Origin of the sequence: Enterobacter sp. 725m/11 (genome assembly GCF_011683705.1) — a bacterium.
GTDB lineage: Bacteria > Pseudomonadota > Gammaproteobacteria > Enterobacterales > Enterobacteriaceae > Enterobacter > Enterobacter bugandensis.
In genome coordinates this window covers 1-24,465 of the sequence record NZ_JAAQOK010000060.1, presented here as the reverse complement: position 1 = coordinate 24,465, position 24,465 = coordinate 1, and the positions used below count along the sequence as shown (strand labels likewise).

General features: G+C 55.9%; 18 protein-coding genes. 5 read left to right on the top strand and 13 right to left on the bottom strand.

Annotated features, from left to right (window positions below):
• Positions 1–172 precede the first annotated feature (172 nt).
• Complete coding sequence (locus tag HBA26_RS20080; protein WP_041908416.1) at positions 173–1,282, top strand: SDR family oxidoreductase; 1,110 nt, start codon at positions 173–175, stop codon at positions 1,280–1,282.
• A 53-nt stretch (positions 1,283–1,335) separates the two neighbouring features.
• Here the strand turns inward: HBA26_RS20080 and eno are convergent, their stop codons facing one another.
• The 5 genes from eno to rlmD all read right to left on the bottom strand — a co-directional run bounded on the left by eno (position 1,336) and on the right by rlmD (position 9,017).
• A complete protein-coding gene (gene eno, locus HBA26_RS20075; protein WP_006811784.1) occupies positions 1,336–2,634 on the bottom strand; it encodes a phosphopyruvate hydratase in 1,299 nt (432 codons plus the stop codon).
• Between the two features lie 81 nt (positions 2,635–2,715).
• On the bottom strand, positions 2,716–4,353 hold the full coding sequence (gene pyrG, locus HBA26_RS20070) for a CTP synthase (glutamine hydrolyzing) (protein ID WP_028014254.1): 1,638 nt from the start codon (positions 4,351–4,353) through the stop codon (positions 2,716–2,718).
• Positions 4,354–4,576: 223 nt separating this feature from the next.
• Positions 4,577–5,368, bottom strand: coding sequence for a nucleoside triphosphate pyrophosphohydrolase (gene mazG, locus HBA26_RS20065; protein WP_045261274.1), 792 nt, complete (start codon positions 5,366–5,368; stop codon positions 4,577–4,579).
• Between the two features lie 67 nt (positions 5,369–5,435).
• Positions 5,436–7,667, bottom strand: a complete 2,232-nt coding sequence (gene relA, locus HBA26_RS20060) for a GTP diphosphokinase (protein ID WP_028014256.1) — start codon at positions 7,665–7,667, stop codon at positions 5,436–5,438.
• A 51-nt stretch (positions 7,668–7,718) separates the two neighbouring features.
• A complete protein-coding gene (rlmD, locus tag HBA26_RS20055) occupies positions 7,719–9,017 on the bottom strand; it encodes a 23S rRNA (uracil(1939)-C(5))-methyltransferase RlmD (protein WP_166721000.1) in 1,299 nt (432 codons plus the stop codon).
• A 57-nt stretch (positions 9,018–9,074) separates the two neighbouring features.
• Here rlmD and barA point away from each other — a divergent pair, with 57 nt between their 5' ends.
• Complete coding sequence (gene barA / locus HBA26_RS20050) at positions 9,075–11,834, top strand: two-component sensor histidine kinase BarA (protein WP_048998526.1); 2,760 nt, start codon at positions 9,075–9,077, stop codon at positions 11,832–11,834.
• An 89-nt stretch (positions 11,835–11,923) separates the two neighbouring features.
• Here barA and HBA26_RS20045 read toward each other — a convergent pair whose 3' ends face one another.
• The 8 genes from HBA26_RS20045 to syd all read right to left on the bottom strand — a co-directional run bounded on the left by HBA26_RS20045 (position 11,924) and on the right by syd (position 20,234).
• Entirely contained in the window at positions 11,924–13,063 is a 1,140-nt protein-coding gene (locus HBA26_RS20045) for a glycerate kinase (protein ID WP_100170804.1), read from the bottom strand.
• A 77-nt stretch (positions 13,064–13,140) separates the two neighbouring features.
• On the bottom strand, positions 13,141–14,478 hold the full coding sequence (gudD, locus tag HBA26_RS20040; protein WP_126344955.1) for a glucarate dehydratase: 1,338 nt from the start codon (positions 14,476–14,478) through the stop codon (positions 13,141–13,143).
• 15 nt (positions 14,479–14,493) lie between these two features.
• Positions 14,494–15,834 carry an enolase C-terminal domain-like protein gene (locus HBA26_RS20035; protein WP_063155170.1) on the bottom strand — a complete coding sequence of 447 codons (1,341 nt, stop codon included), beginning with the start codon at positions 15,832–15,834 and terminating at the stop codon, positions 14,494–14,496.
• On the bottom strand, positions 15,834–17,189 hold the full coding sequence (gene gudP, locus HBA26_RS20030) for a galactarate/glucarate/glycerate transporter GudP (protein WP_126344954.1): 1,356 nt from the start codon (positions 17,187–17,189) through the stop codon (positions 15,834–15,836). The genes HBA26_RS20035 and gudP overlap by 1 nt, the downstream gene beginning before the upstream one ends.
• A 292-nt stretch (positions 17,190–17,481) precedes the next feature.
• A complete protein-coding gene (locus HBA26_RS20025) occupies positions 17,482–17,931 on the bottom strand; it encodes a flavodoxin (RefSeq protein WP_126344953.1) in 450 nt (149 codons plus the stop codon).
• Between the two features lie 24 nt (positions 17,932–17,955).
• Entirely contained in the window at positions 17,956–18,732 is a 777-nt protein-coding gene (truC, locus tag HBA26_RS20020) for a tRNA pseudouridine(65) synthase TruC (protein WP_028014264.1), read from the bottom strand.
• Positions 18,729–19,058: a YqcC family protein gene (locus HBA26_RS20015; protein ID WP_028014265.1), complete on the bottom strand. Its 330-nt coding sequence runs from the start codon at positions 19,056–19,058 to the stop codon at positions 18,729–18,731. Before HBA26_RS20015 ends, truC begins: the two co-directional genes overlap by 4 nt.
• Positions 19,059–19,688: 630 nt before the next feature.
• On the bottom strand, positions 19,689–20,234 hold the full coding sequence (gene syd, locus HBA26_RS20010; protein ID WP_028014266.1) for a SecY-interacting protein: 546 nt from the start codon (positions 20,232–20,234) through the stop codon (positions 19,689–19,691).
• 69 nt (positions 20,235–20,303) lie between these two features.
• On the opposite strand from syd, the gene queF reads away from it, so the two are divergent.
• The 3 genes from queF to HBA26_RS19995 form a co-directional block, all read left to right on the top strand.
• Positions 20,304–21,146 carry an NADPH-dependent 7-cyano-7-deazaguanine reductase QueF gene (queF, locus tag HBA26_RS20005; protein ID WP_126344952.1) on the top strand — a complete coding sequence of 281 codons (843 nt, stop codon included), beginning with the start codon at positions 20,304–20,306 and terminating at the stop codon, positions 21,144–21,146.
• Positions 21,147–21,260: 114 nt separating this feature from the next.
• Positions 21,261–22,625 (top strand): nucleotide 5'-monophosphate nucleosidase PpnN, encoded by a 1,365-nt coding sequence (gene ppnN / locus HBA26_RS20000; protein WP_023309027.1) that lies wholly within the window; start codon positions 21,261–21,263, stop codon positions 22,623–22,625.
• A 514-nt stretch (positions 22,626–23,139) separates the two neighbouring features.
• Positions 23,140–24,465 (top strand): HAAAP family serine/threonine permease (locus HBA26_RS19995; RefSeq protein WP_166720999.1); only part of this gene is annotated, 1,326 nt, incomplete at its 3' end.

Sequence of the window (24,465 nt, the reverse complement as noted above, 5' to 3'; positions counted from 1 at the left end):
TCCGTCGTCGGCAGCGTCAGATGTGTATAAGAGACAGGTCCAATATTTTCACCTGATTCCCTTTCCTTAAAATAAGCTTAAGACGCTGTCGGTCCCGACGTTTTATTATTTAAACGCCGTTTACTTTTGCGCGCCTACAATCCGCCTCATCAATCATGATGAGACGGTAATAATGAAGATGTTATTAATTACAGGCGTGACCGGGTTTCTGGGCGGTGCAGTACTTGAAAAAATCCTGACCAGCGATCAATCAGTAAAACTCCTTTTGCTTGCCCGTGCCGGCGATCCGCAAAGCGGGCTGGCGCGCGTGCAGGAGAACATGCGTAAGTTCAACATTTCTGAGGAGAAACTGGCCTCCCTGAGCGTGGATAATATCCTCATCGGCGACCTCAGCCAGCCGGAAGCCTTTCTGAACGATCCCCGTCTGGACCAGGTTACGCATGTCGTTAACTGCGCGGCAGTTGCGTCTTTTGGCAATAACCCGCTGATCTGGAAGGTGAACGTAGAGGGTACGCTAGCGCTGGCGCGCCGCATGGAGCAGGTCGCAGGGCTGCAGCGTTTCCTGCATGTAGGCACCGCAATGTCATGCACGCCGGAGCAGGATTCGCTGGTCGCCGAAAGTGCGGAATTCAGAGAAAACGCTGAGCACCTGGTGGAATATACGTATTCGAAGTCAACCATCGAACAGCTGATGCGCCAGGAATGTCCTAACCTGCCGCTGCTCATCGCCCGTCCGTCCATCGTCGTCGGCCATACCCGCCACGGCTGCACGCCGTCGAGCAGTATCTTTTGGGTCTTCAGCATGGGCCTGATGCTGCAGAAGTTTATGTGCTCGATGGAAGACCGGATCGACGTTGTCCCGGTAGATTATTGCGCCGACGCAATGTTAATGCTGCTGAGCAGCAACGCGCGTCCGGGGGAAGTGGTACACATTTCAGCCGGGGAAGAGAACAGCGTTCGCTTTGCGGATATCGATCGGGCAATGGCGCAGGCGCTGGAGAAAGCGCCCGTTGGCGATAAGTACGCGCAGGTCAGCTACGAAACGCTGGTCAAAATGCGCCGTGAACTGAAAACCATTTTTGGTCCGTGCAACGAACGTCTGATGCTGAGAGCGATGCGCTTATACGGTGCCTTTGCCACGCTGAACGTGCGCTTCAGCAACGATAAGCTGCTCAGCATGGGGATGCCGAAGCCACCTCGTTTTACGGATTATATCGCCCGCTGCGTGCAAACCACCCGGGGACTAACCATTCCCGAGCAGATGGCGGTCGATTTTAAATAACCAAAAAAAATGCCAGTCATTCGACTGGCATTTTCATGTTAAGGCTTAAGCAATTATGCCTGGCCTTTGATCTCTTTACGACCGTTGTAAGGTGCTTTTTCACCCAGTGCTTCTTCGATACGAATCAGCTGGTTGTATTTAGCAACACGGTCAGAACGGCTCATAGAACCGGTTTTGATCTGGCCAGCAGCGGTACCAACAGCCAGGTCGGCAATGGTCGCGTCTTCAGTTTCGCCAGAACGGTGAGAGATAACAGCGGTGTAGCCAGCGTCTTTCGCCATTTTGATCGCAGCCAGCGTTTCGGTCAGAGAACCGATCTGGTTGAATTTGATCAGGATGGAGTTAACGATGCCTTTCTCGATGCCTTCTTTCAGGATCTTGGTGTTGGTTACGAACAGATCGTCACCAACCAGCTGGATTTTGTCGCCCAGTACTTTGGTCTGGTATGCGAAACCATCCCAGTCAGACTCGTCCAGACCGTCTTCGATAGAAACGATTGGGTACTGTTTGGTCAGGTCTTCCAGGAAGTGAGTGAACTCTTCGGAGGTGAACGCTTTGTTGCCTTCGCCAGCCAGAACGTATTTACCGTCTTTGTAGAATTCAGATGCTGCACAGTCCATCGCCAGGGTGATGTCTTTGCCCAGCTCGTAGCCTGCTGCTTTAACCGCTTCAGCAATAACAGCCAGTGCTTCTGCGTTAGAACCCAGGTTTGGCGCGTAGCCACCTTCGTCACCAACAGCAGTGTTCATACCTTTAGCTTTCAGAACTTTAGCCAGGTTGTGGAACACTTCAGAACCCATACGAACCGCTTCTTTCAGGGTTTTCGCGCCAACTGGCTGAATCATGAATTCCTGAATATCAACGTTGTTGTCTGCGTGCTCACCACCGTTGATGATGTTCATCATTGGTACAGGCATAGAGTATTTGCCTGGGGTGCCGTTCAGTTCAGCGATGTGCTCGAACAGTGGCATACCTTTAGCAGCGGCTGCTGCTTTGGCGTTCGCCAGGGAAACGGCCAGGATTGCGTTCGCACCGAAGTTAGATTTGTTTTCAGTACCGTCCAGATCGATCATGATCTTGTCGATGCCAGCCTGATCTTTGGCATCTTTGCCAACGATAGCCTGAGCAATAGGACCGTTAACAGCGCCAACCGCTTTCAGTACGCCTTTGCCCATGAAACGGGATTTGTCGCCATCACGCAGTTCCAGCGCTTCACGGGAACCCGTAGAAGCACCTGATGGAGCAGCTGCCATACCGACGAAACCACCTTCCAGATGAACTTCGGCTTCAACGGTCGGGTTACCACGGGAGTCGATGATTTCACGACCGATGACTTTAACGATTTTGGACATTAGATTTTCCTCAGTACAAGTTAAACTAAAACTCCAGACAAACAACGCGTACCGTTGGTACGCGTTGCCGTTCTAACTTTTTTACTTCGCCTGACGCTTCTGGTACTCGCTGGCGGCTTTCACGAAGCCTGCAAACAGCGGATGTCCATCACGCGGCGTTGAAGTAAATTCCGGGTGGAACTGGCAGGCAACAAACCACGGATGGTTTGGCACCTCGATGATCTCGACTAACTGATCGTCCCCGGAGCGACCCGCAACACGCAGGCCCGCGGCTTCAATTTGTTTCAACAACATATTGTTGACTTCATAGCGGTGACGATGGCGCTCGGTGATGACCGGCTCGCCGTACAGCTTGCGAACCACGCTATCGTCGGACAGCTGGCAGGCCTGCGCGCCAAGACGCATAGTGCCACCCAGATCGCTCTTCTCGGTACGGACTTCGACGTTACCGTCTTCGTCGCGCCATTCCGTAATCAGCGCCACGACAGGGTACTTACAGTCTGGCACAAATTCCGTAGAGTTCGCGTTTTCCATTCCCGCTACGTTGCGCGCAAATTCGATCAGCGCAACCTGCATACCCAGGCAGATGCCGAGGTATGGAATATTGTTTTCACGCGCATAGCGTGCAGTGGCGATCTTGCCTTCAACACCACGGTAGCCGAAGCCGCCAGGGATGAGGATAGCATCCAGATCTTTCAGAATTTCAACGCCACGTGTTTCAACATCCTGCGAATCAATCAGCTTGATGTTCACGGAGACGCGGTTCTTCAGACCACCGTGCTTCAGCGCTTCGATAACGGACTTATAGGCGTCCGGCAGTTCGATGTACTTGCCGACCATACCGATAGTCACTTCGCCTGCCGGGTTCGCTTCTTCATAAATAACCTGTTCCCATTCAGACAGGTTAGCTTCCGGACAGTTCAAGCTGAATCGTTTACAAATATAATCGTCCAGACCCTGTGATTTCAACAGGCCCGGGATTTTATAAATGGAATCGACATCTTTCATTGAAATAACGGCTTTTTCAGGCACGTTACAGAACAATGCAATTTTCGCACGTTCGTTCGCCGGAATGGCACGATCGGAACGGCAAACCAGGATGTCAGGCTGAATACCGATGGAGAGCAGTTCTTTAACGGAGTGCTGAGTCGGTTTGGTTTTCACTTCACCTGCCGCCGCCATGTAAGGCACCAGCGTCAGGTGCATGAACAGCGCGTGTTCACGACCAATGTCTACCGCCAGCTGACGAATCGCTTCGAGGAACGGCAGGGATTCGATATCACCCACGGTACCACCGATTTCAACCAGCACAACGTCATGCCCTTCGCCACCGGCAAGGACACGCTCTTTGATGGCGTTAGTGATGTGTGGGATAACCTGCACGGTCGCGCCCAGGTAGTCACCGCGGCGCTCTTTACGCAGAACATCAGAGTAGATGCGGCCAGTCGTAAAGTTGTTACGACGGGTCATTTTGGTACGAATGAAACGCTCGTAGTGGCCAAGATCCAGATCGGTTTCAGCGCCGTCTTCAGTAACGAACACTTCCCCGTGTTGGGTTGGGCTCATGGTGCCAGGATCGACGTTGATGTACGGATCCAGTTTCATCATGGTCACATTGAGGCCACGGGCTTCAAGAATGGCTGCGAGGGAGGCTGCGGCAATGCCTTTACCCAGAGAGGATACGACCCCGCCGGTCACAAAAATATAGTTCGTTGTCATGCTGAACCTGAGAAGTTAGGGTGAAACGATGGAATAACCAGGACGGGAAAGTAGTATACCCGAACACGGCGAGCGCCACAAACTTTCATTCTCCGTCTCCATTCCAGGCCATGACAAACATAAGGAGTGAGAAAATAGCCCCTTTTGGGTAAATGTTTTTGACGCAAATCAAGCGCTTGTCATTTAAAAAATCACACAAATTGCGCTTGATCGCAAAATTCCGTTAGAGATCAGATTCCTGGCGTTTTACTTCCTGCCAGACTTCTTCCATCGCGTCGAGGTCAATTCCGGTCATTTCCAGGCCGCGCGAGGCCACAATCCGCTCGACTTCACGAAAGCGTCGTTCGAATTTCAGGTTGGCTTTTTGCAGCGCGGTTTCCGCTTTTACCCCTAGATGGCGAGAAAGATTAACGGTGGCGAACAGCAGGTCGCCCATCTCTTCCTCCAGCTTTGCTTCATCGACCACCGCCTGCTGCGCTTCGTGCATCACTTCGTCGATCTCTTCATGCACTTTATCCAGCACGGGTCCCAGGGAATCCCAGTCAAATCCTACCGCCGAGCAGCGCTTTTGAATTTTGTGGGCGCGCATCAGCGCGGGCAGGCTCAGCGGGATGTCGTCCAGCGCAGAGTGTTGGGACTTTTCAGCGCGCTCGGCGCTTTTAATCTGCTCCCAGCGGGCCAGCACCTCTGCGCTGTTTCCTGCGGTGGCATCGCCAAAGATATGCGGATGGCGGCGCTCCAGCTTGTCGCTGATAGCGGCACAGATATCGTCAAAGTTAAAGCGCCCTTCCTCCTGCGCCATCTGGGCGTAGAACACTACCTGGAACAGCAGGTCGCCGAGTTCACCGCGCAGGTCATCGAAATCCTCGCGTGAAATGGCGTCCAGCACCTCATAGGTCTCTTCGAGGGTATAAGGTGCGATGGTCGCGAAAGTCTGCTCCTTGTCCCACGGGCAGCCGTTTTCCGGGTCGCGCAGGCGTTTCATGATGCCGAGCAGGCGGTCGATTTGAGTCATGGTTTTTCCCATTTAAAAAAAGGGCCGGGTGGCAGCGAAGCTTTACCCGGCCTTCATAAGAGTGTGTTTAGCCGCCGTGCAGACGACGCGCGTCAATCACATCCGGCACCTGGTTCAGTTTGCCCAGCACGCGGCCGAGCACCTGCAGGTTGTAGATTTCGATGGTCATATCGATGGTGGCAAGCTGCTCGCGGGTATCGCTGCGGCTGGCAACGCCCAGCACGTTGACCTTCTCGTTGGCGAGAATGGTGGTGATGTCGCGCAGCAGCCCGCTGCGATCGTTGGCGGTGACGCGCACCACCAGCGAGTAACCGGCGGAATAGCTCTCACCCCAGACCGCTTCCACGATACGCTCCGGCGCGTGGGACTGCAGTTCGGCAAGCTGGTCGCAGTCGGAGCGGTGGATCGAGATCCCGCGCCCCTGGGTGATAAAGCCGACGATATCGTCCCCCGGAATCGGCTGGCAGCAGCGGGCAATGTGGTGCATCAGGTTGCCCACACCCTCGACCACCACGCGGCCGTTGTCTTTGCTGCGCTGCTGCGGGGCATAGGTTTTCTGCTGCAGCTGCTTCAGCGCCGCCGCGTCCTGCTCTTCCGCGCTAGGCTTGTTGAACTGGGCCTGCAGGAAGTTGACCATCTGATTCAGACGGATATCACCGCCGCCAATCGCCGCCAGCAGCTCGTCCAGCTCGTTGAAGTTGTAGCGCGGCAGCAGGAATTTCTCTGCTTCTTTCAGGCTGATCCCGATATGCTCCAGCTCGTCGTCAAGGATCTGGCGACCGGCAAGAATGTTTTTGTCACGATCCTGCTTGCGGAACCAGGCGTGAATTTTGGAGCGCCCGCGGCTGGTGGTGACGTAACCGAGGTTCGGGTTAAGCCAGTCGCGGCTCGGGTTTGGCTGCTTCTGGGTAATGATTTCAATCTGGTCGCCCATCTGCAGCTGATAGGTAAACGGCACGATACGTCCGCCGATCTTCGCCCCGATGCAGCGGTGCCCCACGTCGCTGTGGATGTGGTAGGCAAAATCGAGCGGCGTGGAGCCAGCCGGCAGGTCGACAACGTCCCCTTTCGGGGTAAAGACGTAGACGCGGTCATCAAAGACCTGGCTGCGCACCTCGTCGAGCATTTCGCCGGAGTCGGCCATCTCCTCCTGCCACGCAATCAGCTTGCGCAGCCAGGCGATGCGGTCTTCGTGGCCGGAGCGTGCCCCGCCAGAAGTGCCCTCTTTGTACTTCCAGTGCGCGGCTACGCCCAGCTCGGCGTCTTCGTGCATCTGTTTGGTGCGGATTTGAATCTCGACCGTTTTGCCGCCGGGGCCAAGCACCACGGTATGAATGGACTGGTAGCCGTTCGGTTTTGGGTTCGCGACATAGTCGTCAAATTCATCCGGCAGGTGGCGGAAGTGAGTATGTACTATCCCCAGCGCGGCGTAGCAGTCCTGCAGACGCTCCGCCACGATACGCACGGCGCGCACGTCAAACAGCTCGTCAAAGGCGAGGTGTTTCTTCTGCATTTTGCGCCAGATGCTGTAGATGTGCTTGGGCCGACCGTAAACTTCGGCACGGACGTTCTCTTCTTTCATGGCCTGACGCAGGCCGCTGACAAACTCGTCGATGTAGTGCTCACGATCGATACGGCGCTCATGCAGGAGTTTAGCAATGCGCTTGTATTCTGCCGGATGCAGATAGCGGAAGCAGTAATCTTCCAGCTCCCATTTCAGCTGACCAATCCCTAAGCGGTTCGCCAGCGGCGCATAGATGTTCGTACACTCTTTGGCGGCCAGCACGCGCTCGTCTTCCGGCGCATCTTTCACTTCACGCAGGTGGGCAATACGCTCGGCCAGCTTGATGACCACGCAGCGAAAATCATCCACCATGGCCAGCAGCATCCGGCGGACGTTATCAACCTGCTCAGAGGAGACGGAATCGGTATGCGCGGCTTTTAGCTGGCGAATGGCCGCCATATCGCGCACGCCGTGGATCAGCGCAACGACGGATTTGCCGACGCTGTCGCGCAGCACATCCTCGCTGACCACATCCGCATCCGCGAGGGGGAACAGTAGCGCGGCCTGCAGCGTTTCGATGTCCATGTTTAGCATGGACAAGATTTCAACCATCTCCACGCCGCGCCATAAGAGCAGATCGGCATCCGGGTGTCCCTGCGTGGTGCGCAGACAGTAGGCCCAGGTTTCGGTTAAGCGTTCACACGACTGCTGGCTGGAAATTCCCAGACTTGCGATCCATTTTTGTGGGTCAAACTCCCCAGCTTTATTGAGATGTGCACTTCTTACCGCAACCATTGTCCTCTCCTTTAGGGACCAGGGCCTGTCGAAGTCGACAAGCCAAACAAATTAGATGTGCTCGAACAACGCCATCGATTCCAGATGTCCAGTGTGCGGGAACATGTCCAGCATTGCCAGACGCCGAATCTGGTAACCCGCGCTGTTTAACGCCTCACTGTCACGGGCAAGCGTTGCCGGGTTACAGGAAACATAGACCACACGCCTGGGCGCGAGTTTAATAATATGCGCCATGACGCCTGGGGCACCTGCACGCGCCGGGTCGAGCAGGATTTTGTCGAAACCCTGCTTTGCCCACGGCTGTTGAGTGACATCTTCCTCAAGATTTTGATGAAAGAATGTCACATTTTGCAAGCCGTTCTGCTCTGCGTTTTCCTGGCCTTTGACCACCAGCGCCTCAACGCCTTCCACCCCGACCACGCTTGCCGCTCTGCGCGCCAGCGGCAGGGTAAAGTTACCCATGCCACAGAACAAATCGAGCACACGGTCAGTGGGCTGTACGTCAAGCCATTCCAGGGCCTTCGCCACCATTTGCTGGTTTATGCCGTCGTTGACCTGGATAAAATCACGCGGACTGAACGTTAAGCGTAGCCCGTCTGACGCATACCAGGGAGCTTCGCCCGATACCTGTTCAAGTATCTCGCTTTGAGGCGCGAGGAAAAGCGCAAGCTCATGAGAATGCGAAAAGCGTTCCAGTTTTTCGCGATCTTTTTTCGACAGCGGCGCAGTGTGGCGCAGCACCATCAGCGGGCCGTTGTTCGCCAGCACCAGTTCAACGTGGCCCAATGAACGCCCCCCGTCGAGCGATGCAAGACAGCGGTGCACGTCCGGAAGTAACGCCTCAAGATGGGGCACCAAAATGGGGCACCGCTTCACGTCAACAATATCGCTGGAGGCCGCTTTGCGAAAACCCATCTCCAGCCGCTCCGTTTTGGGCTGATAGCTCAGGCTCAGGCGCGCGCGGCGGCGATAGCCCCAGGGCTCATCGGCGATAATCTCGTCAACTTCGTGTTTAAGGAGGCGCGCCAGCGCGCGGCTTTTACTTTTTTGCTGTAATTCTGTGCTCGCATGCTGTTGCTGGCAGCCTCCGCACACGCCAAAATGTGGACAGCGGGGCTCCACGCGCTCCGGGCTCGCGTTGAGGCGACGCTTCACCTGTCCGCGCGCGTACTGACGCTTGTCTTCCGTCAGCGTAATTTCTGCTCGTTCTCCTGGCAGCAAACCTGTTATAAACAGAGTCTTACCGTTGTGACGAGCCACTCCCTGACCAAACGGATCAAGGTCCGTGGCTTCAACAGTAATGATTTGACGCGTCGTCACGCGTCGCTTTGCAGAGTAGAATTGCGCCATCGCCGAGATTTTTCTCACATAAACATAATTATCTTAATTGTCCCATAACGGAACGCCATGACCAACTACAGCCTGCGCGCGCGCATGATGATTTTGATCCTCGCCCCCACCGTTCTCATCGGTTTGCTGCTGAGTATCTTCTTTGTGGTGCACCGCTATAACGATTTGCAGCGACAGCTGGAGGACGCGGGCGCCAGCATTATCGAACCGCTTGCTGTCTCCAGCGAGTACGGCATGAACCTGCAAAACCGCGAATCCATTGGGCAGTTAATCAGCGTGCTCCACCGCCGCCACTCGGATATCGTCCGTGCCATTTCCGTCTACGACGAACATAACCGCCTGTTTGTCACCTCAAACTTTCATCTCGATCCGGCGGCCCTGAAAATCCCGGACGGAACGCCATTCCCGCGCCACCTCACCGTACTGCGGCGCGGCGATATCATGATCCTGCGCACGCCGATCGTGTCGGAAAGCTATTCACCCGATGAGTCTGCGCAATCCGATGCTAAATCCAGCAATAACATGTTGGGATATGTAGCGCTTGAACTGGATCTCAAGTCGGTACGGCTGCAGCAGTACAAAGAAATTTTTATCTCCGGCGTGATGATGCTGTTCTGCATTGGTATCGCGCTGATCTTCGGCTGGCGTCTGATGCGCGACGTCACGGGCCCCATCCGCAACATGGTTAATACCGTTGACCGCATCCGCCGGGGACAGCTCGACAGCCGCGTGGAAGGTTTTATGCTGGGCGAGCTGGATATGCTGAAAAACGGCATTAACTCGATGGCGATGTCGCTGGCGGCCTATCACGAAGAGATGCAGCATAACGTTGACCAGGCCACCTCTGATCTGCGCGAAACGCTGGAGCAGATGGAGATCCAGAACGTTGAGCTGGATCTGGCGAAAAAGCGCGCTCAGGAAGCGGCGCGTATTAAGTCTGAGTTTCTGGCCAATATGTCGCACGAGCTGCGTACGCCGCTCAATGGCGTGATCGGCTTTACCCGCCTGACTCTGAAAAGCGAGCTGAATCCTACTCAGCGGGATCACCTGCACACCATTGAACGTTCGGCCAACAACCTGCTGGCGATCATTAACGACGTGCTGGACTTCTCCAAGCTGGAGGCGGGTAAACTGATTCTGGAGAGCATCCCGTTCCCGCTGCGCAGTACGCTCGATGAAGTGGTGACGCTACTCGCGCACTCGTCGCACGACAAGGGCCTTGAGCTAACGCTTAATATTAAAAACGACGTGCCGGACAACGTTATTGGCGATCCGCTGCGCCTGCAGCAGGTCATTACCAATCTTGTCGGGAATGCCATTAAATTCACCGAAAGCGGCAACATCGACATCCTGGTAGAAAAACGTGCCATCAGTAATAACAAGGTGCAGATTGAGGTTCAAATCCGCGATACCGGTATCGGCATTCCGGAGCGGGATCAGTCGCGTCTGTTCCAGGCCTTCCGTCAGGCAGACGCCAGCATCTCCCGCCGCCATGGCGGTACCGGATTGGGGCTGGTGATCACGCAGAGGCTGGTAAACGAGATGGGCGGCGATATCTCTTTCCACAGCCAGCCAAACCGCGGCTCAACCTTCTGGTTCCATATTAACCTCGACCTCAATCCGAACGTGCTGACCGACGGCCCGGTGACGGACTGTCTGAAAGGTAAGCGCCTGGCCTACGTCGAGCCTAACGCGGCAGCGGCGCAGTGCGCGCTGGATATTTTAAGCACCACGCCGCTGGAGGTGGTTTACAGTCCAACCTTCTCAGCCCTGGCCGTTGATCATTACGACATTCTGCTGATGGGGATCCCGGTGACCTTCACCGGCGAGCTGACCATGCAGCAGGAGCGGCTGGCGAAAGCCGCGTCGATGACCGACTATCTGCTGCTGGCGCTGCCCTGCCACGCCCAGCTTAATGCGGAAGAGTTGAAAAACGACGGTGCGGCCGCGTGCCTGCTTAAACCACTCACCGCAACCCGCCTGCTGCCCGCCCTTACGGAGTATTGCCGTCTTAGCCAGCACGCACTGCCGTTGATTAACGACGAGCAAAAACTGCCCATGAGCGTGATGGCGGTGGATGATAATCCGGCAAACCTGAAGCTAATCGGCGTATTGCTGGAAGACCAGGTTCAGCATGTTGAGCTGTGTACCAGCGGCGCGCAGGCGGTTGAACTGGCTAAACAGATGCAGTTCGATTTAATTCTGATGGATATTCAGATGCCGGGCATGGATGGCATTCGTGCCTGCGAGCTGATCCACCAGCTCCCGCATCAGCAGCAAACCCCGGTGATTGCGGTCACCGCGCATGCGATGGCCGGTCAGAAAGAGAAGCTGCTGAGCGCCGGGATGAATGATTACCTGGCGAAACCTATCGACGAAGAGAAGCTTCATAACCTGCTGTTACGCTATAAGCCGGGGCACATTGGCGGAACATATACGGTTTTCAGCGAGCCGGTTGAGGTAAGCGTTAATCAAAATGCGACCTTTGACTGGCAGCTGGCGCTGCGCCAGGCGGCAGGGAAACCCGATTTAGCGCGAGAGATGCTGCAAATGCTGGTCGCGTTTCTGCCGGAGATCCGTAATAAGGTTGAAGAACAGCTGGTGGGCGAGAACCCGGAAGAGCTGCTGGAAGCGATCCACAAGCTGCACGGCAGCTGCGGCTACAGCGGCGTACCGCGGCTGAAAAACCTCTGCCAGCTGCTGGAGCAGCAGCTGCGCGCGGGTACGCCGGAATCGGAGCTTGAACCGGAGTTCCTGGAACTGCTGGATGAGATGGATAACGTGACGCGGGAAGCGATGAAGGTGTTGGGTAGCTGAGGTAAAAGCCCGGTGGCGCTACGCTTACCGGGCCTACAGGTGCGCTAACGTAGGCCGGGTAAGGCGAAGCCACCACCCGGCAATCACAGTTAAAATGCCTGCCCTACTTTCAGCACCGCCGCGATATTCCTTGCGGCCATCTGAACATTCGCGCTGGCATTTTCCAGCGCGTCCTCCAGCGTGCAGATGGTGTAGATCACGCTAAACACCGCGTCTAAGCCGTGATCGTGTACCACGCCAACATCCGCCGTCAGGCTGCCTGCAATGCCGATAACGGGCTTATTAAAGCGTTTCGCCACTTTCGCCACTCCTACCGGCACTTTGCCGTGGATCGTCTGGCTGTCGATGCGGCCTTCCCCGGTGATCACCAGATCCGCATCGGCCACCTGGTCAGCCAGGTGTAGCGCATCGGTCACAATCTCAATGCCCTGACGCAACTGCGCGCCACAAAAAGCGTACAGCGCTGCGCCCATGCCACCCGCCGCACCGCCGCCAGCAAGGTTGAGCACATCAATGTCCAGATCCCGGGCAATGACTCTCGCATAGTGCGCAAGCGCGTTGTCCAGGGTGACGATCATCTCGGGTGTGGCGCCCTTTTGCGGGCCAAATACCGCTGACGCGCCATCCTTACCGGTGAGCGGATTCGTCACATCGCAGGCGACTTCTATCCGGCACTCCGCCAGACGCTGGTCGAGGCCGCTCAGGTCGATCCGCGCAAGCTTATCCAGCTCGCCCCCGCCCTGCCCCAGCGGCTGTTCATTGTCGTCCAGCAGCTTCGCCCCCAGCGCCTGCACCATCCCGGCGCCGCCGTCATTGGTGGCGCTGCCGCCGATACCGATGATGATATGCTTAACGCCCGCATCCAGCGCGTGGCGGATAAGTTCCCCCGTGCCCCAGGAGGTCGTTTTCAGAGGGTCACGCAGTGAAGGGGCTACCAGTTCCAGACCGCTTGCCGCCGCCATTTCAATAAAGGCGCTCTGCTCGTCACCGGATATCCCATAAAACCCGTCCACGCGCTCGCCCAGCGGACCGGTCACCGGAACGTGCACAATGCGTCCCCGGGTTGCCGCGATCATCGCCTCAACCGTGCCTTCACCGCCATCAGCGACCGGCAGTTTGACGTACTCCGCCTCAGGGAAAATCTCGCGAAAACCGCGCTCGATCGCTGTCGCAACCTCAAGCGCACTCAAACTTTCCTTATACGAGTCCGGTGCGATAACAATTTTCATAAGCCATCCTTACGCATAGTCGTTACGTTAAGCATACACCACGTAGGAAACCGCTTGTGGGAGCGGTCCCAATACGTTTATCGTACCATGCACGGACGTTTATTGTCGAATGTCCAGTCAGGGATCAGGTACTGCATCGCGATCGCGTCGTCGCGCGCGCCCAGACCGTGTTTCTGATACAGCTCGTGTGCTTTCATTACCTGATCCATATCCAGCTCAACGCCCAACCCCGGCGTGGACGGCACCTGCACCATGCCACCTTTGATCTCAAACGGCTCTTTGGTGAGGCGCTGGTTACCCTCCTGCCAGATCCAGTGCGTATCGATAGCGGTAATGGTGCCCGGCGCGGCGGCGGCAACGTGGGTAAACATCGCCAGCGACACGTCAAAATGGTTGTTGGAGTGCGAGCCCCAGGTCAGGCCAAACTCGTGGCACATCTGCGCCACGCGCACCGAGCCCTGCATTGTCCAGAAGTGCGGGTCCGCCAGCGGGATATCCACCGATTGCAGAGAGAGCGTGTGCCCCATCTGACGCCAGTCGGTGGCGATCATATTGGTCGCGGTCGGTAGCCCCGTAGCGCGACGGAATTCCGCCATGACTTCGCGGCCCGAAAAGCCTTGCTCAGCCCCGCACGGATCTTCCGCGTACGCCAGCACGCCTTTCAGCTGCTTGCCAATATCGATCGCTTCATCAAGCGACCACGCGCCGTTCGGATCCAGCGTCACGCGCGCCTGCGGGAAACGTTTTGCCAGCGCGGTAATGGCTTCCGCCTCCTCTTCCCCCGCCAGCACGCCGCCTTTCAGTTTGAAATCATTGAAGCCATATTTTTCATAGGCGGCTTCTGCCAGCCGCACCACCGCATCCGGGGTCATCGCTTCTTCGTGACGTACGCGGTACCAGTCACATTGCTCATCCGGCTGGCTCTGATACGGCAGCGGCGTCAGCTTGCGGTCGCCGACAAAGAACAGATAGCCGAGCATCTCCACTTCACTGCGCTGCTGACCCTCGCCCAGCAGCGACGCGACGTTAACGCCCAGGTGCTGGCCCAGCAGATCCAGCATCGCGGCTTCAATGCCGGTCACCACGTGGATAGTGGTGCGCAAATCGAAGGTTTGCAGGCCGCGGCCGCCGGCATCGCGATCGGCAAAGGTGTTGCGCACGGTGTTGAGGACATTTTTGTACTCACCCAGCGTTTTTCCCACCACCAGCGGAATGGCATCCTCCAGCGTTTTGCGGATCTTCTCCCCGCCTGGAATTTCACCCACGCCGGTATGGCCGGCATTGTCTTTGATAATGACAATATTGCGCGTGAAGAACGGCGCATGCGCCCCGCTCAGGTTCATCAGCATGCTGTCATGACCTGCGACCGGAATGATTTGCATGGAAGTGACGACAGGGGTCGTAAAAGTACTCATCGTGTAATCCTTTTATCAGTGACGTCCAAAAACAGGGCGCTTACGGTCAAATGTCCAGCCGGGGATAAGGTACTGCATCGGGCCCGCGTCGTTACGCGCGCCGCCCGGTAGCTTTTTATACGCCTCATGGGCTTGATGAACCTGATCCCAGTCAAGCTCCACGCCCAGCCCCGGCGCATCGGGTACGGCAATTTTACCGTTTTTGATCTCCAGCGGATTTTTCGTCAGGCGAGCTTCGCCTTCCTGCCAAATCCAGTGGGTGTCGATGGCGGTCGGGTTACCCGGCGCCGCCGCGCCAACGTGGGTAAACATTGCCAGCGAGATATCGAAATGGTTGTTGGAGTGGCAGCCCCAGGTCAGGCCCCAGTCATCGCATAGCTGCGCCACGCGCACCGCGCCGGAGAGCGTCCAGAAGTGCGGGTCTGCCAGCGGAATGTCGACGGCGTTCAGCATCACCGCGTGGCCCATTTCGCGCCAGTTGGTGGCGATCATATTGGTCGCAACCGGCAGCCCGGTTGCGCGGCGGAATTCGGCCATCACCTCGCGGCCTGAGAAGCCCTGCTCGGCGCCGCACGGGTCTTCCGCGTAGGTCAGCACGTCACCGAGACCTTTACACAAGCTAATCGCCTCATCCAGCAGCCAGGCGCCGTTCGGGTCAACGGTGATGCGCGCCTCCGGGAAGCGTTTTTTCAGCGCCCGGGCCGTTTCAATCTCCTGCTCGCCGGGCAGCACGCCGCCTTTCAGCTTGAAATCCTTAAAGCCGTAGCGATCCTGCGCAGCTTCAGCCAGGCGCACAACCGTCTCGCTGGATAGCGCTTCCTGATGGCGTAGCTGATACCAGTCGTGGTCACCCGGTGAACGAGCCAGATAGGGGAGATCGGTTTTATTGCGATCGCCAACGTAGAACAGATAGCCCAGCACGGTGACCGCATCGCGCTGTTTGCCCGGCCCCAGCAGTTCGCAGACCGGAACGTTAAGGGCTTTACCGAGTAAATCCAGCAGCGCCGCTTCCAGGGCGGCGACCGCATTGACGCGCAGTTCAAACGTCCACGCGCCCTTGCCGAAGGTATCAAAGTCCGCCGACTGATTGCCCTTATGCACCCGCTGAACCACCTTGTTCAGACGAGCCACTTCCTGACCCACGACCTGTGGAATAGCCTCTACCAGGGTCTGGTAGATCACTTCCCCGCCGGGGGCTTCACCCACCCCGGTATTGCCTGCACTATCGGTCAGCACCACGATATTGCGGGTAAACCATGCGTTATGCGCGCCGCCAATATTGAGCAGCATGCTGTCCTGACCGGCCACCGGGATAACTTTCATTTCCGTGACGATAGGGCTTGATTGTGTTGTCATCATCCGCGCTCCACGATAGGTTTAAGTTCGACGCGTTTAATATCGCCCACCAGCACCAGGTAACTCAGCACCGCCACCAGGGCATGCACACCAACGTAGATCAGCGCGCCGTTGAAAGACCCCGTGGTGCCGACGATGTAGCCGATAGCGATAGGCGTGACAATCCCGGAAACGTTGCCGAACATATTGAACAGACCGCCGCTCAGGCCGCTGATCTCTTTCGGTGCCGTATCCGCCATCACCGCCCAGCCCAGCGCGCCAATCCCTTTGCCGAAGAAGGCCATCGCCATAAAGCCGATAATCATCCACTCGGCACTGACGTAGTTACAGAACACCATGGTCATGGAAAGCAGCATGCCGAGCACAATCGGCGTTTTACGCGCGATGTTCAGCGAACCCGTGCGGCGCATCAGCCAGTCGGAAATGACCCCGCCAAGCACGCCGCCGATGAAGCCGCAGATTGCCGGGACCGAGGCAACAAACCCCGCTTTGAGGATCGACATGCCGCGCGCCTGCACCAGATAAACCGGGAACCAGGTGATAAAGAAGTAAGTTAAAGCGTTGATACAGTACTGGCCGAGATAGATACCGATCATCATGCGCGAGCCGACGAGCTGCTTGATCTGCGCCCATTTCTGGCTGAAGGGGACTTTTGCTTTGTCAGATTTCTGATCCATATTGATCAGCGCCCCGCCCTCAGCAATGTATTCCAGCTCCTTCTTGTTCACGCCAGGGTGCTGATTCGGTTCGTGGATCACTTTCAGCCAGATAAAGCTGATGACGATCCCAAGCCCGCCCATAAAGAAGAAGACGTGCGACCAGCCCACCTCATGCGTCAGCCAGCCCATAATGGGCGCAAAGATCACCGTTGCGAAATACTGGGCGGAGTTAAAAATCGCCACCGCTGTTCCCCTCTCCTGCGCAGGAAACCAGGCCGCGACAATGCGGCTGTTGCCCGGGAAGGAAGGGGCTTCCGCCAGGCCTACCAGAAAGCGCAGCGTAAAGAGCGCCACGATAATGCCAAAGCCGCTGAAGATATCGACGAAACCCTGCAAAAGGGTAAAAGCAGACCAGATAAAGATGGACCAGAAATAGACGCGTTTAGAGCCAAAACGGTCCAGCAGCCAGCCGCCAGGAATTTGGCCGATGACATAGGCCCACGAGAATGCAGAGAAAACGTAACCCATGCCCACCGGATCAAGGCCGATGTCTTTTGCCATCTCCGAGCCGGCAATCGACAGCGTGGCGCGGTCACCATAGTTAAAGGACGTGACGATAAACAGCATCACCACTATCCAGTAGCGGGCGTTAGTGCGCTTTTCAGCGCTGCTCGCTGCGTGGCTTAATGTACTCATTGTTGCACTCCTGAAACATAGCTTTCGCCTGTTCATTCTGTACAGCACCGGTAGGGTAATCAGAATGAGATAAGTTTTGTCGTTTTAGTACGGCCTGAAGCCGTTTTATTGTGACCGGAAAAGTATATGAAGGAGTGACAGGTTCGCTCACCGTGCAGAAACACAACATTGATGAGTGTGGGGAACGTGGTTTGAGGCATAAGCCCAAAGCAGTGGAAGATACTTCACGGAATTGAGGATTTGATGCGGCTTTGTTGCCGGGTGGCGGCTACGCCTTACCCGGCCTACGAAACTATTTAAGTAGCGTTGCCCAGTGTTCAACCCACGGGTTCGACTCGCTTTCGGGTTCAGGATGCTCACCGGCATCAATCAACAGCATCTCGCCGACGCGCTGGGCGCTCTGTTCCTGAAGAAGCGCATCGAACTGCTTGCCGCCGCCGCAGAAGTTGGCGTAAGAGCTATCGCCGAGGGCAATAATGCCGTAGTGGACGTCCGGCTGGTAGCCAAGCCGATCTTTAATGCCCTGGAAAAGCGGCACGATACTGTCCGGGAGATCGCCCTGACCGGTGGTGGAGGTCACTACCAGAATGTATTTATCTTTATACTTTTCCCAGTCCGCCAGTTCCGGGTCTTCATAGACCGTGGCTTTATGGCCCTGGCTTGTCAAAATCGCCACAGCCTCTTCCGCTACCAGCAGCGAGTTGCCATACATCGTGCCGACAAAAATGCCTACTTCAGCCATGCTTTGCTCCCGTAATTATTGCGCTTACCGTTCATCCTGAACGTTGCCTGATACAAACTCAACCCTTTCATTTTCGGGGAGTTGTCCCCGCCAGCCAAACTGTGACAACGCCTGCATCCAGACGTCGTCCAGCCCGGCACGAATAATCAGTGGTTCACCGGTAAACGGGTGAGTCAGGCTAAGCTCGCTGGCGTGAAGCATCAGTCTGTTACAGCCAAAATGCTCTGCCGCGCTGCGGTTCTGGCGCAGATCGCCGTGCTTGCTGTCGCCAATAATCGGGTGGCGCAGGTGCGCAAGATGACGGCGAAGCTGGTGCTTGCGTCCGGTTTTGGGCAAAAGCTCAACCAGGCTGTAGCGTGTGGTGGGGAATTTGCTGGTTGCTACCGGCATTTCCGTTGTCGCCATGCCGCGATAATCCGTCACCGCGGGCTGCGGGCCTTTGTCATCGCGGGCAAATTTATCGGCGATTTTGTCCAGCTCCTCCACCAGCGGATAGTCCAGCGTGGCGGATTCGGTCAGCCAGCCACGAACGATCGCGTGGTAGCGCTTCTGGATCTGGTGCTGTTCGAACTGCTGCGCCAGCAGGCGGCCCGCCTCGCTGGAAAGCCCCATCAGCAGCACGCCGGAAGTCGGTCTGTCGAGGCGGTGCGCGGTAAACACATGCTGACCAATCTGGTCGCGCACGGTTTGCATCACCACCACTTTCTCATCGCGATCCAGCCAGCTGCGGTGCACCAGCCAGCCAGACGGTTTATTCACCGCCACCAGCCACTCGTCCTGATAGAGGATTTCCAGCGTCATGCCTCTTCACCGGCAAACAGGGCGTCCAGTTTTTCCAGCTCAACCAGCATCACATCGCGAGCAGGGTGCGTCGCCTCAAGCGCCATTTCATAGTAGGGAGAAACGGCGAACGCCTGCGGCAAAGGGTGGCCGCCTTCCAGCAGCGCGTGCATGCGCGGGATTAATACCCACTGGAGCCACTCGAACGGTGCCAGCGTATCCAGGCAGAATGGCTGGGTACTGGCAAACGCTTCCGGATTCGGCGCGGTCTCCTGCCACAGCTGATGCTGGCGCAAAAGGGCTTCGATGGCGTGCAACTGAGCACGAACGCTATCGTGTTGCGTCATAGTAACCTCAACTGAAAAAGTGAACGGCGCGCAGCATAGCATTGCGGAAGACAGAAATAAAAAAGGGAGCACTGTAAAAACAGTGCTCCCGGTTCGTTTCGCAGCATTCCAGCTACAATTCGTGCTCCCTGCTCTTCCGTGACAACTTTTCCTGATGCCCGAAGGCCTGGTCATCCTTATACCTTTTGCATCCTGCACACATCTTCCTGACGTGTTTGTTTCATCCTGAAACGTCCTGGCCTTCCTGACCCACCGACCATCCTGTTCGGTTCTCGTTCTCCTTCCTGGAGGTGTCCCTTACGCGTCCTGCGTTATCCTTTTGCTTCATCCTGAAGCCTTCCTGCAGCGCCATCCTGACGTGTCCTGAGTAAGAAACGCCATCATCCTGATGTTCGTTTCTCGTGTCGGCATCCTGTCGACGGAGATAGAATCCGCTATTCCGCTTCGTCTTACAACCCACCCTTGCAGCACTGTAAGCCGTAAGAAATCCCTAAAAAAGATGAGATGAACAACTAATTCTTTGAAAAACAGGGTGATATTAATCTGAATTAAATAAGGCAATACTGAATGATCCAGCGATCTCTCACAAACCTTGTAAGAGATCTCTCACACGCGTCGTAGCATCATGGATTACAGAAGTGGCTCAAGCCGGGTAAGGAAATCCGCAAGAGAGGGGGCGAGCGTTTCGCGATTGCGGGTACCGATGGTCTCTTTAATCACTTCCCCGGACAGGTTGCAGACGGATATCACATCCAGTTCGCTGTCCAGCGTGGCAATAAAGAGCGTCGGAGAAAGCTTAAGGCGTTTTTGCGTGACCAGATGACCAATCAGGTTTTCCTGAACACGCTGCAGATCGTCTTCGCTCCAGGTCTGCAACAGCGTCAGCGTCAAATCACCCAAGCGCGCGGGCATATCCCCTGCAAACTGCGTGGCATAAAACGCGTGAACCGCTGGTTGTACCACAAGGTCCATAGCCCGTTCAACCGCATTTACATTTTGCTCAGCGGTATTGGGCTTCGGCTGCCAGATAACATAGTCATCCTGCGAAGAGATAATGCACGGCGACGGCACGCCATATAAATCAGCGCTTTGCGGCCATGTTCCGTGCTTTTCATGCCACGCGTCGCAATAGCGGGTTGTGAAGGTAGTAAGGGCATTTGCAGTTTCGATGTCCACCGATTTCTCTCTTCTTGTAAGACAGGATAAACTCTGCCCATAAGTGTACCTGTAAAGTGGCTATGAAACATGTCTTACGAAAATCATCAGGCGTTAACCGGCCTAACGCTGGGTAAATCGACCGATTACCGCGATACCTACGATGCCAGCCTGCTGCAGGGCGTGCCGCGCAGCCTGAACCGCGATCCTCTTGGACTGCATGCGGACGCGTTGCCGTTTGTCGGCGGCGATATCTGGACGCTGTACGAACTCTCCTGGCTTAACGCGCGCGGTCTGCCGCAGGTGGCCGTGGGCCACGTTGAGCTGGACTATGCCAGCGTGAACCTGGTCGAGTCCAAAAGCTTTAAGCTCTATCTCAACAGCTTCAACCAGACTCGATTCAACAGCTGGGACGAGGTTCAGCAAACGCTGGAGCGGGATTTAGCCGCCTGCGCGCAGGGGAACGTGTCCGTCTCGTTATACCGCCTGCACGAGCTGGAAGGACAGCCCATTGCCCATTTCCACGGAACCTGCATCGACGAGCAGGACATCAAGGTGGAGAATTATGAATTCAGCGCCGATTACCTCGAAAACGCGGCGGGCGGAAAAGTGGTTGAAGAGACGCTGGTCAGCCATTTGCTGAAGTCCAACTGCCTGATTACCCACCAGCCGGACTGGGGTTCGGTGCAGATCCAGTACCGAGGGCCGAAAATTGACCGGGAAAAACTGCTGCGCTATCTGGTGTCGTTCCGCCATCACAACGAATTTCACGAGCAGTGCGTGGAGCGTATTTTTAACGATATTCAGCGTTTCTGCCAGCCGGAGAAACTGAGCGTTTACGCGCGCTATACCCGCCGTGGCGGGCTGGACATTAACCCGTGGCGCACCAACACCGATTTTGTGCCAGCAACGGGCCGGCTGGTGCGTCAATAATATAAATATTTTCACAATATGCGTGCGGTATTCCGCCGAAGTGTTGTGAAACGTCACGCGCCAGGGCTATTGTAATCAAAGGGAATGACGATAATCGTCCCATAAGGAGCTCACTTGATTACACATATTAGCCCGCTTGGCTCAATGGATATGTTGTCGCAGCTGGAAGTGGACATGCTTAAACGCACGGCCAGCAGCGATCTTTATCAACTGTTTCGTAACTGTTCACTTGCCGTACTGAACTCCGGAAGCCTGACAGATAACAGTAAAGAACTGCTGTCCCGCTTCGAAAGCTTTGATATTAACGTGCTGCGCCGCGAGCGTGGCGTGAAACTGGAAGTGATCAACCCGCCGGAAGAGGCCTTTGTCGACGGGCGTATCATTCGTTCCCTTCAGGCCAACCTGTTTGCCGTCCTGCGCGACATCCTGTTTGTTAACGGGCAGATTCACAACGCGGGCCGCTTCCAGCATCTCGACCTGGAAAGCTCCGTTCATATCACCAACCTGGTGTTCTCTATTCTGCGCAACGCCCGCGCCCTGCACGTTGGCGAAGCACCAAACATGGTCGTCTGCTGGGGCGGCCACTCGATTAACGAAACCGAATATCTCTATGCCCGTCGGGTCGGAACGCAGCTTGGCCTGCGCGAGCTGAATATCTGTACCGGCTGTGGTCCGGGTGCAATGGAAGCACCAATGAAAGGTGCAGCCGTGGGTCATGCGCAACAGCGTTACAAAGAGGGGCGGTTTATCGGCATGACCGAGCCGTCAATCATCGCCGCTGAGCCGCCTAACCCGCTGGTCAATGAGCTGATTATCATGCCGGATATCGAGAAGCGTCTTGAGGCGTTTGTTCGTATCGCTCACGGCATCATCATCTTCCCGGGCGGCGTGGGAACGGCGGAAGAGCTGCTCTATCTGCTGGGGATTCTGATGAACCCGGCCAACAAAGATCAGGTTCTGCCACTGATCCTGACCGGCCCGAAAGAGAGCGCCGACTACTTCCGCGTGCTGGACGAGTTTATCGTGCATACGCTGGGAGAAGCCGCGCGTCGTCACTATCGCATCATCATTGATGATGCGGCGGAAGTGGCGCGCCAGATGAAAAAAGCGATGCCGCTGGTGAAAGAGAATCGTCGTGATACCGGTGATGCGTACAGCTTTAACTGGTCAATCCGCATTGCGCCTGACCTGCAGATCCCGTTCGAGCCGACCCATGAAAATATGGCGAACCTGAAACTCTACCCGGACCAGCCGGTGGAAGTGCTGGCCGCCGACCTGCGTCGCGCCTTCTCCGGGATTGTGGCGGGCAACGTGAAGGAGATGGGCATCCGCGCGATTGAGCAGTATGGTCCGTACAAGATCCACGGCGACCCGGAGATGATGCGCCGTATGGACGACATGCTTCAGGGCTTTGTGGCTCAACACCGCATGAAGTTGCCGGGTTCAGCCTACATTCCGTGCTACGAAATCTGCACGTAACGCTCAGTTTCTTCTCCTCAAAGCCGGGGCACCCTGTAGCGGATCCCGGCTTTTTTATTAACGAATCAATTCATAGGCCTCACTTATAACTTTAACAAACTTACGGCGAACGCAATCGATTACCTCCATTTAACAACCGTAATTTATCAGCCTTAAACTAAATTACCCGCAAGAAAATCCTAAAAACCCATATCTTTACAGCGGAAGACACCTATATTGCGGGCCACTCTTTTAGCCCACATGTCGTTGGTGGTAGCCTTCGCGCCCGTAAATTCTATTTGATGTTTTTTTAACAGATAAATGGTCTAAAGATGCCCACATCATAAGTGGATTATTGCATTTGGGATCGCGATCACTGATAGATTCATAACGAGAATGTATCTTTCCGCCCGCCAATAGTTACGGGCGAAAATTATTAAAAAACCGTCACTGAACGAATTTCATATTACCGTCAGGCACTTTTTCATCGGATTTGACTAAAAACCTGACAATTTGCTTCCTCCAGGAGATACAGATGGAAACCACTCAAACCAGCACCGTTGCTTCGATTGAATCCCGAAGTGGTTGGCGCAAAACGGATACCATGTGGATGCTGGGCCTTTACGGCACGGCAATCGGCGCTGGTGTACTGTTCCTTCCTATCAACGCAGGCGTCGGCGGTCTGATTCCGCTGATCATCATGGCCGTCATCGCCTTCCCGATGACCTACTTCGCACACCGCGGTCTGACCCGCTTCGTGCTGTCCGGTAAAAACCCGGGCGAAGACATCACCGAAGTGGTTGAAGAACATTTCGGCGTTGGCGCAGGTAAACTGATTACCCTGCTCTACTTCTTCGCGATTTACCCAATCCTGCTCGTCTACAGCGTGGCGATCACGAACACCGTTGAAAGCTTCATGACGCACCAGCTGCACATGACGCCGCCACCGCGTGCCATTCTGTCTCTGATCCTGATCGTCGGCATGATGACCATCGTGCGCTTCGGCGAGCAGATGATTGTTAAGGCCATGAGCGTGCTGGTCTTCCCGTTTGTGGCTGCGCTAATGCTGCTGGCCTGCTACCTGATCCCACAGTGGAACGGTGCAGCGCTGGAAACCCTGTCCCTGAGCAGCGCGTCTGCGACCGGTAACGGCCTGCTGATGACCCTGTGGCTGGCGATCCCGGTAATGGTCTTCTCCTTCAACCACTCCCCAATCATCTCCTCTTTCGCCGTGGCGAAACGCGAAGAGTACGGTAATGGTGCAGAGAAGAAGTGCTCCAGCATCCTGGCCCGCGCTCACGTGATGATGGTGCTGACCGTGATGTTCTTCGTCTTCAGCTGCGTACTGAGCCTCTCCCCGGCGGACCTGGCGGCAGCGAAAGAACAGAACATCTCTATTCTGTCTTACCTGGCGAACCACTTTAACGCACCGCTGATTGCGTGGATGGCACCGATCATCGCGATGATCGCCATCACCAAATCCTTCCTGGGCCACTACCTGGGCGCGCGTGAAGGCTTCAACGGTATGGTGATTAAATCTCTGCGCGGTAAAGGCAAGAGCATTGAAATCAACAAGCTGAACAAAATCACTGCACTGTTCATGCTGCTCACCACCTGGGCGGTAGCGACCCTGAACCCAAGCATCCTGGGCATGATTGAAACCCTGGGTGGCCCGGTTATCGCGATGATTCTGTTCCTGATGCCGATGTACGCGATTCAGAAAGTGCCTGCCATGCGCAAGTACAGCGGCCAGGTCAGCAACGTGTTTGTGGTTATCATGGGCCTTATCGCTATCTCTGCGATCTTCTACTCCCTGTACACCATCTGTCTCTTATACACATCTGACGCTGCCGACGACGGA